Consider the following 15,357-nt stretch of genomic DNA (forward strand, 5'->3'; position numbering starts at 1 on the left):
TTGGAGGCACGGTCTCAGCGTGAGCCGATCGCCGTCGTGGGTATCGGTTGCCGCTTTCCGGGCGGTGCGGAAACCCCGCAGCAGTACTGGGAACTGCTGTCCTCGGGCCGCGGCGCGATCGTCGAGGCACCCGAAAACCGTTGGCATGTCACGGATTCGGCGCCTCGGCGAGCGCGGCGGCGGGCCGGCCTGCTGACGGGGCCGATCGATGCCATGGATGCCGGGTTCTTCGGGATCGCGCCGCGCGAAGCGGCATCGATGGACCCGCAACAGCGGCTGGCACTCGAAATAGCCTGGGAAGCGATGGAAGACGCGGCACTGCTGCCGGACAGCCCGGCCGCAGCCCGCGCCGGGGTGTTCCTCGGCGTCAGCTGGCAGGAATACCAGCGCACCATCACCCCGGACTGGGTGAAGTCGGTGGACGCGCACACGCTCACCGGGACGATGTCGAGCATCGTTGCCGGGCGGGTGTCCTACGCGCTCGGGTTGCGCGGCCCGGCGGTGGCGATCGACACGGCGTGTTCGTCGTCGCTGGTGGCGGTGCATCAGGCGTGTCGCAGTCTGCGCGCGGGCGAGTGCGACGTCGCGTTGGCGGGTGGGGTGAATCTGCTGCAATCCGAACTCACCTCCGAGGCGCTGGCCCGTATGGGCGCGCTGTCACCGGACGGGCACTGTCGTCCCTTCGACGCCCGCGCGAACGGGTATGTGCGCGGCGAGGGCGCGGGTGTCGTTGTGCTCAAGACGCTTTCGCGGGCGATTGCCGACGGCGACGCGATCAGGGCGCTCATCCGAGGCTCGAGCGTGAACCACGACGGTCGTTCCATGGGCCTCACCGCACCGAATCCGACGGCACAGCGCGAGTTGCTGCGCGACGCGCTGGCCGACGCCGGCTGCACCGCCGACCGGGTCGGCTACGTCGAGACGCACGGCACCGGCACGCCACTGGGCGATCCGATCGAGATCGAAGCGCTGACCAGGGTTCTCGGTGGGCCGCGTCCGGATGGGTCGGTGTGCCTGCTGGGTTCGGTGAAGTCGCAGATCGGCCACCTGGAGGCGGCGGCGGGCATCGCCGGTCTGATCAAGGTGGTGCTGCAACTGCAACATGAACGAATTCCGCGCCAGCACGACTTCGCCACGATGAACCCGAAGATTTCGCTCGACGGCACGGCGCTGGCGCTTCCGACCCGCGATATCGACTGGCCGCGTACGGAGCGGCCCCGGCTGGCCGGGGTGAGTTCGTTCGGTTTCTCGGGCACCAACGCGCATGTGGTGCTGGAACAGGCGCCCGACCCGCGGCCGCGCGCGGTACCGGAAGGCCCTGCACTGCTGGTTGTTTCGGCGCGCACCCCGACTGCGCTCGACCTGGTGTCCCGCCGTTACGCAGAGCAGTTGAGCCGGTCGGAGGTGCCGCTCGCCGATGTCGCTGCCACTGCGGCGCTGGGGCGCACGCATTTCGCGCGTCGGCGCGCGGTGGTGGCGCGTACGGCCGAGGAAGCAGCCCGCGAACTCGCAACTCCATCAGGTCGGTCGACCGACCTCGATGCGGGGAAGCCGCGGGTCGCGATGCTGTTCACGGGGCAGGGCGCACAGTACGCGGGAATGGGCGCGGCACTCGACCGCAAGTATCCGGCCTTCCGCGCGGCGCTCGACCGCTGTGACGAGTCGCTCGGACCACTTCCCGGCGGCATGCGACTGCGATCGGTGCTGTTCGACGCCGACGACGAGTTGCTGACCCGCACCGAGTACGCGCAACCGGCGCTGTTCGCGATCGAATGGGCCTGCGCCGAACTGTGGTCGGCGTTCGGCGTGCGTCCCGACGTGGTGCTGGGGCACAGCCTCGGTGAACTGGTGGCGGCGACCGTCGCGGGAGTGTTCGACCTCGACACCGGGTTGCGTCTGGCTGCCGAGCGTGGCCGGCTGATGCAGGCGGTCGCGCAGCGCGGCGCCATGGCGGCGGTGTTCGCCGCGCCCGCGGAATTCGAGGCGCTGGTGGACGCGCTCGCGGCGACTGCGTCGGTAGCCGCGGTCAACGGTCCCGGACAGTTCGTGGTCTCCGGAGCGGTGGACGCGGTGGACCGGATCCTGCGCGCCGCCGAGGAACGGTCGATCCGCACGGTGCGACTTCCCGGCGCGACGGCCTTCCACTCGCCGCTGCTGGATCCGATGCTGGACGACTTCGAGACCCTGGTCGCCGAACTGGCGCCCGATCCGCGCGCGGCGGCGATTCCGCTGGTGTCGAACGTGACCGGCGCGCGGATCGAGACCCGCATGGATGCCGCGTACTGGCGGGCGCACGCCCGCGGCACCGTCCGTTTCGCCGACGGTGTGCGCTCGGTCGCCGAGCTGGGCGTGGACGCCTACCTCGAAGTGGGACCGCACCCGGTGCTGCTGGAATTCGGGCGGCATGCCGACACCGGCGCTCTGTGGCTGCCGAGTATGCGCCGACGTTCCAGCGACGACGAGGTGTTGCTGACCGCTCTGGGTGAGCTGTACTGCGCCGGTGCGGAAATCGCATGGACCGCGGTGGTGCCCGAAGGCGCACGGCGGCGCAACGACCTGCCCACCTATCCGTTCGAGCGGCAGCAGCTCACCGTGCCGAACGTGGGCACCTCGTCGAGCACCGGATATCTCGCCGAGCATCGGTTCCGGGACCGCGCGGTGGTGCCCGCGGCGGATCTCGCGCTGCGCGCTCTGCGCGCGGCCGGAAACGCAGACCATGAGCTGATCGACTTCGTCGCCGCGCGGCCGGTGCCGCTCGGGGAATTGGCCGAGCCGGTCGTGTCCGAGGCGGGGGATCGCACCGAAGTGCGGTTCCATGTCGAGAACGGCAGTGTCACCGCGGTGTCCGCGGCGGTCCGGGCCGCTTCGGCCCGGCCGCGCGAAGCCGGTGACCTGTCCGCGGCGCGGCGCGCGCTGGGCACCGAATGGGACGTCGCGGACTTCTACCGGCGGTGTGCCGACGCCGGATTGACCTTCGGTCCGCGATTCCGCTGGATCACGCGGTTGTGGGGCGGCGAGGGCAGCGTGCTCGCCGAATTGCGGCGTCCGGCCGAACTCGCCGGTGAACCGGACGCCTGGCTGCCGTGCCTGCTCGACGCCGCGGTGCAGACCGGCCTCGCGTTGGCCTCCAGGGACACCGACGCGGCTCGACTGCCGGTCGGTATCGGCCGTCTGCGGTTGGCCGGCGAAGACGCGGGCGCCGCCGCGTGGGCGCTGGCCGAGCGCACCGGCCGCACAGTTCGCATCACGGTCTTCGATACCGCGGGCGCCGTGTTCTGCGAGATGGAAGACGTATGGTTCGCCGAGTCCGGCATCGCCGGACAGTCGCAGGATCGGGATCGCATGTCCGGCCTCACGCATCGTCCGACCTGGGCGCCCGTCGTGGCGTCGCCGAGCGGACGGGGACCCGCCGCCGCGCTGGTGATCGGCGTCGGTCACCAGGCCGACCGGCTCGCCGCCGCCTTGCGCGCCGCCGGTACCGATGCCGTGGCGGTAGAACGCACAACGGATCTCGCTGTCCGGCCCGACGATGACCGGGCGGTGATCTACCTCGCCGACGTCGAGGCGGACGACAGCGCCGAGGCGGCGCGGCGGGAATCGCACTTCGCCCTGGGTGTGATCCAGCGGATGGCTCGGAGCGTCGCCGACGCACCCTTGTACTTGGTGACCATCGGGGCAACCGGAGCGCTGCCCGGGGAACCGGTGCGCGCTGCTGCCGCGGCGCTGTGGGGATTGGGCGCGGTCGCGCACACCGAACTGCCCGAAGTGCGCTGCCGCCTGATCGATCTGCCCGTGGGCGCACACTGCGACGACCACCGCCTGGTGAGCGAAATCCGCTCGGGGGCGGCGGATCAGGCGGTCGCGCTGCGCGGACACCACCGTTACACGCCGCGAATGCAGCCCTCCGACGACCTCGGCTCCCTGCCTCGGCTCGATCGTGGCGGCGCGTATCTGATCACCGGCGGGCGCGGAGCGCTGGGGTTGTCCGCTGCGCGAACTTTGGCCGAAGCCGGTGCGGGGACTGTCGTGCTGGCCGGTCGCAGTGTCCCCGCTCCGGGAGACGAGCGGGCGATGGCGCGAATCGCGGCCCTCGGCGCGCGCGTCGAGACCGTGGTGGTCGACGTCGGGGATCGAGCGGCGTTGTCGCGTCTGCTCGCTCGCTTCGGTGACGAGCTGCCGAGGCTGTCCGGGGTGGTGCACTGCGCGGGCGTCCTGGACGACGCCCTGCTCGTCGAGCAGACCGCGGGTCATATCGATCGGGTGTTCGCGGGGAAGGTCGCGGGGGCGTGGCACCTGCACGAGCTGACCGCTGACAGGTCGCTGGAGCTGTTCGTGCTGTTCTCGTCGGTCAGCGCCGTGGTGGGCACCGCCGGGCAGGGAAACTATGCCGCGGCGAACGCGTATCTCGATGCCCTCGCTCGCCTGCGCGCGGCGCGCGGGCTGCCCGCGGTGAGCATCGCGTGGGGCCCGTGGGCGAACACCGGCATGGCCGGCGGGCTCAGCGACGCGGCCCGCCGCGCTTGGTTGCGCCACGGCGTCGCCGAATTGGCCGCCGAGGACGGCGCTCGAGCGCTGCGCTCGCTGCTGTCGGCCGAGGGCGTCGTCGCGGTATTCCCGGCTGTCACAGCCGTTGCGGCGCAAGCGGAATCGATCGCCGAGGTGGACGCGCAGGACGCCCGAGCGCCGCGTGAGCCGGCGGAACTGCTCGAACTGGTGCGTGGCCACGCCATGACCGCACTGGGCCGCACGACGGCGATTTCCGATCGCATGCCGCTGCGCGAACTCGGACTGGATTCGATGATGGCCGTCGAACTGCGCGACGCGCTCTCCGCCGATCTGGGCGTGCGGCTGCCGGCGACCCTGCTGTTCGATCATCCGACCGTCGCCGCGGTGTCCGAGGAGATCGCCCGGCTCGGCGCGACGTCCGCCCCTCGCCGCACGGCAGGAGAGCAGGCCGGACCACGACCGATCACGCGCACCTCCGAGCAGCTCACCACCCCCGTGTACCCAACCGAACTCCCGGTTACACCTACTACATCGAACGTGTCGCAGCTCACAACGCACGAAACCGGTTCTGCCACGGACGAGGACGCCGAGGCGATCGCGATCATCGGCATGGGCTGCCGTTATCCCGGCGCGGTCCGCGGGCCTGCCGATTTGTGGCACGTGCTCGCCACCGAGACCGATGCGGTGACCGAGGTGCCCGCGACCCGCTGGGATGCGGACGCCTTCTTCGATCCGGACCCCGACGCCGAGGGCAAGACCTACACGCGCTGGGGCGGGTTCGTCGACGGTGTCGAGGACTTCGACGCCGGGTTCTTCGACATCTCCGTCGGCGAGGCGCGGATGCTGGACCCGCAGCAGCGGTTGCTGCTCGAGACAGCGTGGGAGGCGCTCGAACACGCCGGTTATCCGGCGAGTCGCCTGGAGGGCAGCCGGACCGGTGTCTTCGTCGGATTGATGTCCAATGACTATGCCGAACGGATGGCGCGGGCCGACCTCGCGCCCGATGCCTGGTTCGGTACCGGCAATCTCTCCAGCGTCGCCTCCGGGCGGCTGTCGTACTTCCTCGGCGTGCACGGTCCCAGCCTCACCATCGACACCGCGTGCTCGTCGTCCTTGGTGACGGTGCACACCGCGGTACGCAGCCTGCGCAGCGGCGAATGCGATCTCGCGCTGGCCGGTGGCGCCACCGTGGTGCTCACGCCCTCGCTCGACATCTATTTCGCGCGGGCGCGCGGCCTGGCTGCCGACGGTCGGTGCAAGAGCTTCGACGCGCGCGCCGACGGCGTGGTCTGGAGTGACGGCGCGGGGATGCTGGTGCTCAAACGACTGGCGGATGCCCGGCGCGACGGCGATCGGGTGCTGGGACTGGTGCGCGGATCGGCGGTCAATTCCGACGGCCGCAGTCAGGGACTGAGCGCGCCGAACGGTCCGGCGCAGGAACGGGTCATCCGCGCGGCGCTCGCGGACGCGGCACTCGCGGCGCAGGACATCGATTACGTCGAGACGCACGGCACCGGCACGGCGCTGGGCGATCCGATCGAAGTGAACGCGCTGGCCTCGGTGCTGGGGCAAGGTCGCACCGAAGCGACCCCGTTGTGGATCGGATCGGTGAAGTCGAACCTCGGGCACACCCAGGCCGCGGCGGGGATCGCGAACATCATCAAGGTGATCGAGTCTCTGCGGCACGAGCGCATTCCCGCCTCGCTGCACTTCCGGTCGGGCAATCCGCATATCGACTGGGATTCGGTCGCGATTCGCGTGGTCGCCGAGCAGCGCCCGTGGCCGCGTTCGCGGCGACCGCGGCGGGCGGGTGTGAGCGCGTTCGGTATCAGCGGGACGAACGCGCACGTGGTACTCGAGGAAGCGCCGCAGGCAGCCGAGCCCGCAACCGCTGACGACGCCGGACCCCATCTGCTGGTTCTGTCGGCCAAGAGCGCCGAGGCGCTGCGTGCGCTGGCGGCTCGCTACCGGGATCTGCTGGCCACCCGCCCGGAGACCGCGCTGGGGGATTTGTGCGCGTCCGCCGCGGTGGGCCGAACCCACTTCGGCGAGCGGGTGGCCATCGGCTTCGACACCGCCGCGCAATTGCGCGCCGCGCTCGGGAATGTCGCCTCGGGGACGATCGCGAGCGGGTCGGTCGTCGAGGAGTCGACCGGTTCGTCGGACCTCGCTCGCCGGTACGTCGATGGTTCCGATATCGACTGGGCCGCAGTGCATTCCGGTCGCCGGTGGCGTCATGTCGATTTGCCGACCTACCCGTTCCAGCGCAAACGGCACTGGCTGGAGTTGACGCCGCGTTCGGCGGACGCGCCCTCGTCGCGCACGCTGCGGCTCGCTCCGGAGATGTTCGAAGGACACCGCCTGCGCGGTGTGCCCACGGTGCCCGCGGCGTGGCTGTGCGCTCAGCTGAACGAGATCGGCGCTCGACTGCCCGGGGCGTGGGAGGTCACCGGGCTGCGACTGCTACAGCCGCTGGAGGTCACCGCAGAAACGGAACTGCGGGTCGAACTCGAGCCCGGCCCGGACGGTCATGGCGTGCGTTTCGTTCGCCGCGATGACGGCGTGACCTGCTATGCGCAGGCCACACTTACTGCGGCGGAATCGGATTCCATCGCCCCGCTCGAGGCTGTGGCGCGTGACCCGGAGCCACGGATATGGCCGGACTACTACGACACGGTGGCCGGGCTGGGCCTGGATCTGGGTGCCGAATACCGCTGTGCCCTCGAGTTCCGGCGGATCGGCGACAGCGAAGCCGAGGCCGTGTTCCGGCTGCCCGGTGACCGCGCGACGGCGCTCGATCCGATCCTGCTCGATGCCTGTCTGCACACCATCGTGGTGACCGCTCGGGCCGAGGGGTTGTTCCTGCCGTCCGCTGTGGGCAGAGCTCGATTCTTCGGCGGACCGTCGGCCGGGGATACGACTGTCCGGTGCCGGGTGCGGGTGACCGAACGCGGTGCGCGCGTCATCGTCGGTGACGCCACACTGCACTCGCTCTCCGGGCGACCGCTCGCCAGCGTGCACGGGGTCGAACTGATGGCTACGGGGCCAGGGTTTGCGCCGCACTTGTCTGCCGGCGAATCGGATTCGTCCCGGCTCACGCGTCTGCTGCACCACATGGAATGGGTTCCCGCCGAGAACGGCGCGTTCGAAGCAGGGGAGCCCCCGGGCCGCTGGTTGATCTTCGGTGACGGGCCGGTCGGTGACGCGGTCGCCGCCGAGCTGGCTGCGCGCGGCGCGGACACCGTGGTGGTACGCCCGGACGACGCGGCCGACCCGCTCTCGTCGCCGTTCCGAGGTGTCGTCTTCGCGTGGACCGCGGCGTCCGCCCGGACCCGCATCGAAGCCGTCCTGCGGTTGACGCGCGCGCTCGACGCGGCGGCGCACCGGCCGTCCGCGCTGTGGTTGCTGACCGTCGACGCCCAGCACGTCGCTCCCGCCGACCGGCCGGATCCCGACCAGGCGCTGTTGTGGGGTTTCGGGCGCACACTGAGGACCGAGCATCCGGAGTTCGGGTGCCGACTGCTGGATCTGCCCGCCGAATTCGCCGCCGACAGTATCGTCGACGGTTTGCTCAGCGGGCGCACCGGTGAGTTCGCGATTCGCGACAACCGCTGGCTGACCGCTCGTCTCGCCGACGGCCCCGCGCCGTCCGACGAGTACCAACTGGTCGCCGACCGCTCCGGCGAATTCGACCGGATGCGATTGGCCTCCGGTGTCCGGCGTGCGCCGGCGCCCGGGGAGGTCGAGATCGCCGTCGCCGCCGCCGGTCTCAATGCCCGTGACCTGTGGGTGGCCTCGGGCATACATCCGCAGGGTGTGCTGCCGTTGGGTGCGGAATGCGCGGGCCGGATCACCGCGGTCGGCGCCGGTGTCGACGGGCTCGCGGTCGGTGACCGTGTCGTGGCCTTGGCCAGCGAGAGTCTCGCCAGTCACGTGACGGTCGACCAGGGCATGGTGGCACTGCTGCCGGATCACCTGTCCTTCGCCGAAGGCGCCACCGTGCCCTACGCCTTCACCGCCGCATGGCATGCGCTGTTCGATCTCGGCGGTCTGCGTACCGGGGACCGCGTGCTCGTCCACGGCTCCGCCGACGGCATGGGTATGGCTCTGATCCAGCTGGCCGCGCACGCGGGCGCGCAGGTGTGCGCGCCCGCCGCGCTGCGTCGCTGGGCGGAGCACGCGGGCGTTCCGGTGACCCAGATCGATACCTGGCGTAGCCACGGGTTGGGCGAGAGCGTGCGGGCTGCGACCGCGGGGCATGGAGTGGATGTCGTCGTGCACACCCTGGGTGACGGATTCGCGGCGCACGCCTCCGAACTACTGCACGCCGGCGGCCGAGTCGTCGAGATCGTCGACCCGGTGCAGACCGGCGCGATCGACCGTCAGGGCGATGTCGGTCATCGGGCTTTCGATCCCGCCACCCTCGACCCACGGCAGCTCGGCGCTGCCCTCCGCGAGGTGATGGCGCTGTTCGACCAGCGTGCACTGACTGTGCTGCCGCACGCGGTGCACGGGATCGATCGTGCCGCCGAGGCGTTCCGCGCCATGGCGCAACGCGATCATCCCGGCCGCGTCGTGGTGCTGGCCCGAGACGCCGCCGGGCACGGTGACCGGTTGCCCGAAGGCACGTATCTGGTGACCGGAGGTTTCGGCGGCCTCGGTGCCGCGGCCGCGCGGTGGCTGGCCGGCCGCGGCGTCCGGCACATGGTGCTGGTGGGCAGGCGCGCACCGGACGCGGCGGGAGCGCGCCTGATGGAGTCGCTGCGCGCCGCCGGTGCGCGTGTGACGGCGCGGCAGGCGGATGTCGGTGACCGTGCGGCCGTCGCGGCGCTGCTGCAGGGCATCACGGAATCCGGGCTGCCGCCCCTGCGAGGCGTCATCCACTGCGCGGGAGTGCTCGACGACGGCGTGGTGACCGAGCAGACCTGGCCGAGGTTCCAGACCGTGCTCGGACCCAAATACCATGCGGCGCGCCACCTCGACGAACTCACCCGCGACCAGCCGCTGGCACTCTTCCTCACCTATTCGTCCGTGGCGGGCGTGCTCGGCACACCGGGCCAGTCCAACTACGCCGCGGCGAACGCGGCATTGGATGCGCTGGCCTGGCGGCGGCGTGCCGAGGGACTTCCCGCGCTGAGCATCGGGTGGGGGCCGTTCGCCGACGTGGGTATGGCCGCGGGCCGGGCCGACGTCACCGCGCGGCTCGTGCGACGTGGGCTGCCGCCGCTGTACGAGGGGGATGCGGCCACGGCGCTGGATCATCTCGTCCGGTCCGACAGCACCGCTCCGGGCGTCTTCGACTTCGCCCCCGAACGGTGGTACGCGCGGCGAGCGCCGCACGTCACGGCGGCCGCCCCGCTGCCGACTCGACCGGAGACCGCCGACGCCCCGGCAACACCCGATGATGTCGCGCCTTGGGAGGCGCTCGTCCAGCGCGTCGCGATGCGGGTACTGGATCGAGCCGGTGCGCTCGATCCCGAGGTGCCACTGCACGACACGGGCGTGGACTCGCTGACGGGGATGGAATTGCGTGCGGCACTGGCCGCCGAGGTCGGGATGCCGCTGCCCGCCGGGCTGGTCTTCGACTACCCGACCGTGCGTGAGATCGCGCGGTTCCTGCACCGCAAGGGTGGGTCCGCTCCCACGGCGGCGCAGAACGAGGTCGCCGACCAGGCGCCTGCGCGCGCGTTCGCACCGTCGGAAACGTCGTCCTCGGAACAGCCTGCCGAGCCACAGCTTTCGACCGACACGGACTCCGCAAGCGACCAGCCCGACGACGACCCCATCGTCATCGTCGGCATGAGTTGCCGCTTCCCGGGCGGGGTGCGCACGCCAGAGGATTTCTGGGATCTGCTGTGGCACGGCCGTGACGCGATCACCGAGGTGCCGCCGCAGCGTTGGGACATCGACGACTACTACGATCCCGACCCGGCGGCGCTGGGCACGATGTACACCCGTTGGGGCGGGTTCGTCGACGGCGCCGACGAATTCGATCCCGCGTTCTTCGGCATCGGCGCGGCGGAGGCGCGGGCGATGGACCCGCAGCAACGCCTCCTGCTGGAAACCAGCTGGGAGGCGCTGGAGCGCTCCGGCCGCGCGCCCGGTGCGCTGGCGGGCAGCCGCACCGGCGTGTTCGTGGGGCTGTGTTTCAGCGAGTATCCGGCGACGCCGATCCGGGCCGCCGACCCGACCGCGATCGGCGCCTATTCGGTGATCGGTTCGGCGCCGAGCGTCGCGGCCGGTCGCTTGGCCTATGTCCTCGGGCTGCAAGGTCCCGCGATGACGTTGGACACGGCATGCTCGTCGTCGCTGGTGGCGTTGCAGGCGGCCGCGGACGGGCTGCGCGCGGGCCGATGCGATCTGGCGCTGGTGGGTGGAGTCAACCTCCAGCTGGCCCCGGAGACCACCATCGGCTTCTGCCGTCTGGCCTCGCTGTCGCCCGACGGACGGTCACGGGCGTTCGACGCCGACGCCAACGGCTACGTCCGCGCCGACGGGTGCGGCGTGCTGGTGCTGACCCGATTGTCGCAGGCCCGCCGCCACGGTGATCGGGTGCTGGCCGTCGTTCGTGGCGTCGCGGTCAATCACGACGGACGATCCAATGGCCTCACCGCGCCCAACGGTCCGGCGCAGCAGCGGGTCATCAGCGACGCGCTGGAGCGGGCGGGGCTGCGGCCGGAAGTGGTGGACTACGTCGAGACCCACGGCACCGGCACTCCGCTCGGTGATCCGATCGAGGCCACCGCGCTGGCCGAGGTGTACGGCGCCGACCGTACGCGGCCGCTGCTCATCGGGTCGGTCAAGACCAACATCGGGCATACGGAGGCGGCGGCCGGTGTCGCGGGAGTCATCAAGGCCGTGCTCATGTTGCAGCACCGCCGGATTCCGCCGAGCCTGCACTTCCGGACACCGAACCCGCTGATCGACTGGGCCGGGCTGCCGTTGGAAGTCGTGCGCGAAGCCCGGGAATGGCCGCGCACCGATCACGATCCGGCGATCGGCATCAGCTCCTTCGGGATGAGCGGCACCAACGCGCACGTCGTACTGGCTCAGGGTGACCCGGCGCAGGCGCCGCGCACTGATGCACCGGGCGCGCAGCTGCTCGTCCTGTCCGCACGCGACCGGACCGCCCTCGCCGACACCGCCGAGAACTGGGCAGACGAAATCTCCTCGGAGCGTGCGTCGTTCGGCGATCTGGCCTACACCGCCGCGACCGCGCGGACCCATTTCGAAGAGCGGCTCGCGGTGGTCGCCGATACCGGCGCGGCGGCCGCGCGGCAGCTGCGGGACCACCCGCCGACGCTGATCCACGGCCGCGTGGAACGAACGGCACGGGCGAAGGTGGCGCTGCTGTTCACCGGACAGGGATCGCAGTACCCCCGCATGGCGCGCGAGCTGTTCGACTCCGAACCGGTCTTCCGGGACGCGCTGCGGAACTGCGACGCCGTGCTCGGACCGATCGCGGACGGGATCGGGCTGGTCGAGGCCCTCTACGGCGACCACGGTCCGGAGCTGCTGCGGCAGACGGCGTTCACCCAGCCGGTGCTGTTCGCCGTCGAGTGGGCGCTGTGGGAGCTGTGGCGGGGATGGGGGATCGCCCCGGCCGCGGTGCTCGGGCACAGCGTCGGGGAATACGTCGCCGCCTGCGCCGCGGGCGCGATGACCATGGCGGACGCCTTACAGCTCGTCGCCGTGCGCGGACGGCTGATGCAGCGGCTGCCGGACGGTGGCGCGATGATGGCCGTCGACGCTCCCGCCGAGCAGGTCTCGCCGTTGGTCGCGCGGTACGAGCCCGCGGTGTCGATCGCGGGTTACAACGGACCGGCCCAGGTGGTGATCGCCGGACCGCAAGCCGCGCTCGACCGGCTACGAGACGAACTGGCGGCCAGCGGTTTCCGGTCCGCCGCCCTCACCGTGTCGCATGCTTTCCACTCCGCGGCGATGGATCCGATCCTCGACGACCTCGCTCTCGCGGCGGCCAAGGCGACGATGACCGATCCAGCGATACCGCTCGTGTCCAATCTCACCGGTGCACCGCTGGGGGCGGGTGAACTCACCCCGGAGTACTGGGCACGGCACGCGCGCCAGCCGGTGCGGTTCGCCCAGGGGATGCGGGCCATGGCCGAGCTGGGCATCGGTGACTTCCTGGAAATCGGTCCGCAGCCGACGTTGTCGGCGCTCGGCGGGCGCGTGCTGGGCGACTCGGCACGGTTCGTCGCGTCGCTGCGCCGGGGCCGCGGTGACCGCGAGACGATGATGACCGCGCTCGGACAGCTGTATGTCGCGGGTGTGCCGGTGGATTGGGAGCAGGTGCACCGGCCGCACGAACGACGACGGGTGCTCGCCCCGACCTATCCGTTCCAGCGGCAAAGCTATTGGGTCGAGCAGGGATCCGCCGCCTTCGCGGTATCGGACGCTTCGGCTGCCGGGCGACCGGATCGTGCGATGCGTTCCGGAGACGCACATGCGGGCGTCGCACCCGCACGATCCGGTGGGGTTTCACCACGACCCCACGCTGCGTCGCTCGCTGATTCCAGCACCGTGCTCTCCGAGCACACGACTATCGCGGGTAGCACGCCGTCGGTGTCGGATGCGACGCTCGCCGCGCTGCCCGGAGGTCCGCTCTCGGACCACCGTGGGCAGCCGGGAGACCTCGGCACACTTTCGGAGGGCACTGCCGTCGCCGAGGCGTCCATTCCGGCGCGGCCGGGCGTTCTGCGTGTCCCGAGCGGCGCTGTCCCTCCGCACGGGGACGTTTCAGCGAGACCGGAAGGTGCTGCGGCTTCGACCGCCGACCGATTAGACAGCGGCGCATCGGTTTTCGATCTGACACTCGCCCCGGAGTACCCGAGTTACCTGGCCGACCACGTCGTGGACCGCGCTGTCGTCGTACCCGGCGCATGGTTCGTCGCGACCATCGTCGACAAGGCGCGCTCTCTCCTCACCGGTGAGGTAATCGCGATCGATGACCTCGTGATCACCCACGGACTCGCCCTGACCGGCCCGCAAACGGTGCGCGTGGGCTTCGAGCCGATCTCCAACGGGTTGGCGGTGCGGGTGACGACCGCAGGGTCCGGCACGCACGCGCGCGCTCAGGTCCGTACCGCGGCGCAGCGGATCCCGGACGGCGCGGGCTTGGCGGAGGTCCTCGGCAACTGCCGGGAACACCTCACCGCGGCGGCCTTCTACGAGCTGCTGGCCGGAGCGGGCCTGCCGTACGGACCGGCGTTCCGCCGCGTCACCGACGTGCGCTTCGGCCGGCAGGAGGCCCTGGTCACGTTGGCGGCCCCGGAGACCGAGCCCGGCACCGCGCCGGTGCATCCCGTGCTGCTGGACGCGGCGTTCCAAGCCACCTACGCGGCGATGTCACCGCGCGCCGAGCAGCAGACGTGGGTGCCGTTCGCGGTGGACCAAGTGCTCGTCTCGCTGGCCGCGGGCACCGTTCGATTCGGCCATGTGCGCGTCGTCGAGCAGACGCCACAGCTGTGCGTCGCCGATGTTCGACTGCTCGACGAGGAGGGTAACCCGGTGCTGGTCGCGAACGGATTGCGAGTGATGCCGACCCCTACACCGCACTCGGGCGGGCAGCCGTCCCGCGCGCTGCACGAGCGGTTCCTGGCGGACACCTATCGCGTCGACTGGCAGGAGGCCGACTCCGCGCTCCCGGCCTCGGCGGCCGGACGCTGGCTGATCATCGGCGCGTCCGGTGACTTCACCGACGGGCTGGCCGACGCCTTGCGGGCGCGCGGCGGGGAGTGCGTACTCGCCCGGCCCGGCCACGGTTTCGCGTTCCGCGCGGACGGCGAGTTCGAGGTCGACCTCGGCGTACCCGCGGCGGTGCGCGCCCTGCTGGGCGCGGTGCGCGACGGACGCGCACCGTTGCGCGGGATCGTCTCGGCGATCGCGCTCTCGGCCGACGACTCGCCCGCGCCGGTCGTCGCCGAACGCCTGGTGGTCGGCGCTGTACACCTCGTGCAGGCTGCGGCGGCGGCCGGGGAACCCGCGGTATGGCTGGTCACCCGGCACGGGCAGCGCGTCGGTTCCTCCGATCCGGTGGCGCCCCAGCAGTCCGCGCTGTGGGGCTTCGCCCGCAGTGCGCAGCTCGAGCACCGCGAAATGGGCTGTCGCGTCCTGGATCTCGACCAGATGACCGATGCCGGAACCGTCGCCGAGACACTCGTCGTACCCGACGCCCCACGCCAGCTCGCGCTGCGCCAGGGACGTCGTCGTGTGCCGCGGCTCGTGCCGGTGCGAGCCGTGCCGGACGAGTCGGCTTCCGGAGCGGGACAGACCGTGCTCATCACGGGTGGCCTGGGCGGGGTCGGCTTGCGACTGGCCCGCTGGTTCGTCGACCGGGGGTGGCCGGAGCTGGTGCTCGCGGGGCGCTCGGCGCCGGACGCGCGAGCCCGGTCGGTCATCGCCGAACTGCGGGAGCGTGGCGCCCGGATCCGGGTGCGGTCGCTCGACGTCGCCGATCGCGACGCCGTCGCGGCCACGCTGGCGTGGATCGACCGCGAGCTGCCGCCGCTGGCCGGCGTGGCGCATCTGGCCGGGGTGCTGGACGACGGCGTGATCGCCGAGCAGACGGCCGCGCGGGTCGGGCACGTCCTCGCCCCGAAGACGTTCGGGGCATGGCACCTGCACGAACTGACGGCGGGTCGCTCCCTGCGTTTCTTCCTGTTGTTCTCCTCGGCCGCGGCGGTGGTCGGCTTGCCCGGCCAGTCGAGCTACGGCGCCGCGAACGCCTTCCTCGACGGCTTGGCCGAGTCGCGCGACCTCTCGGGCTCGCCCGCGCTGTCGATCGCGTGGGGTCCCTGGGCGGACACCGGAATGGTCGAACAGCTCGACATC

Annotated in this window: 1 protein-coding gene (running past one end of the window); it reads left to right on the plus strand. The window is 71.4% G+C overall.

Annotated elements, in window-relative coordinates; genetic code table 11:
- Positions 1-15,357, plus strand: the 5' portion of a protein-coding gene (locus tag QMG86_RS15865) for a type I polyketide synthase (RefSeq protein ID WP_281880424.1). 6,117 nt of this gene lie beyond the right edge of the window; 15,357 of the gene's 21,474 nt are visible here — the first part of the coding sequence; it begins with the start codon at positions 1-3; its stop codon lies beyond the right edge, outside the window.

The organism is Nocardia sputorum (assembly GCF_027924405.1).
GTDB classification, from domain to species: domain Bacteria; phylum Actinomycetota; class Actinomycetes; order Mycobacteriales; family Mycobacteriaceae; genus Nocardia; species Nocardia sputorum.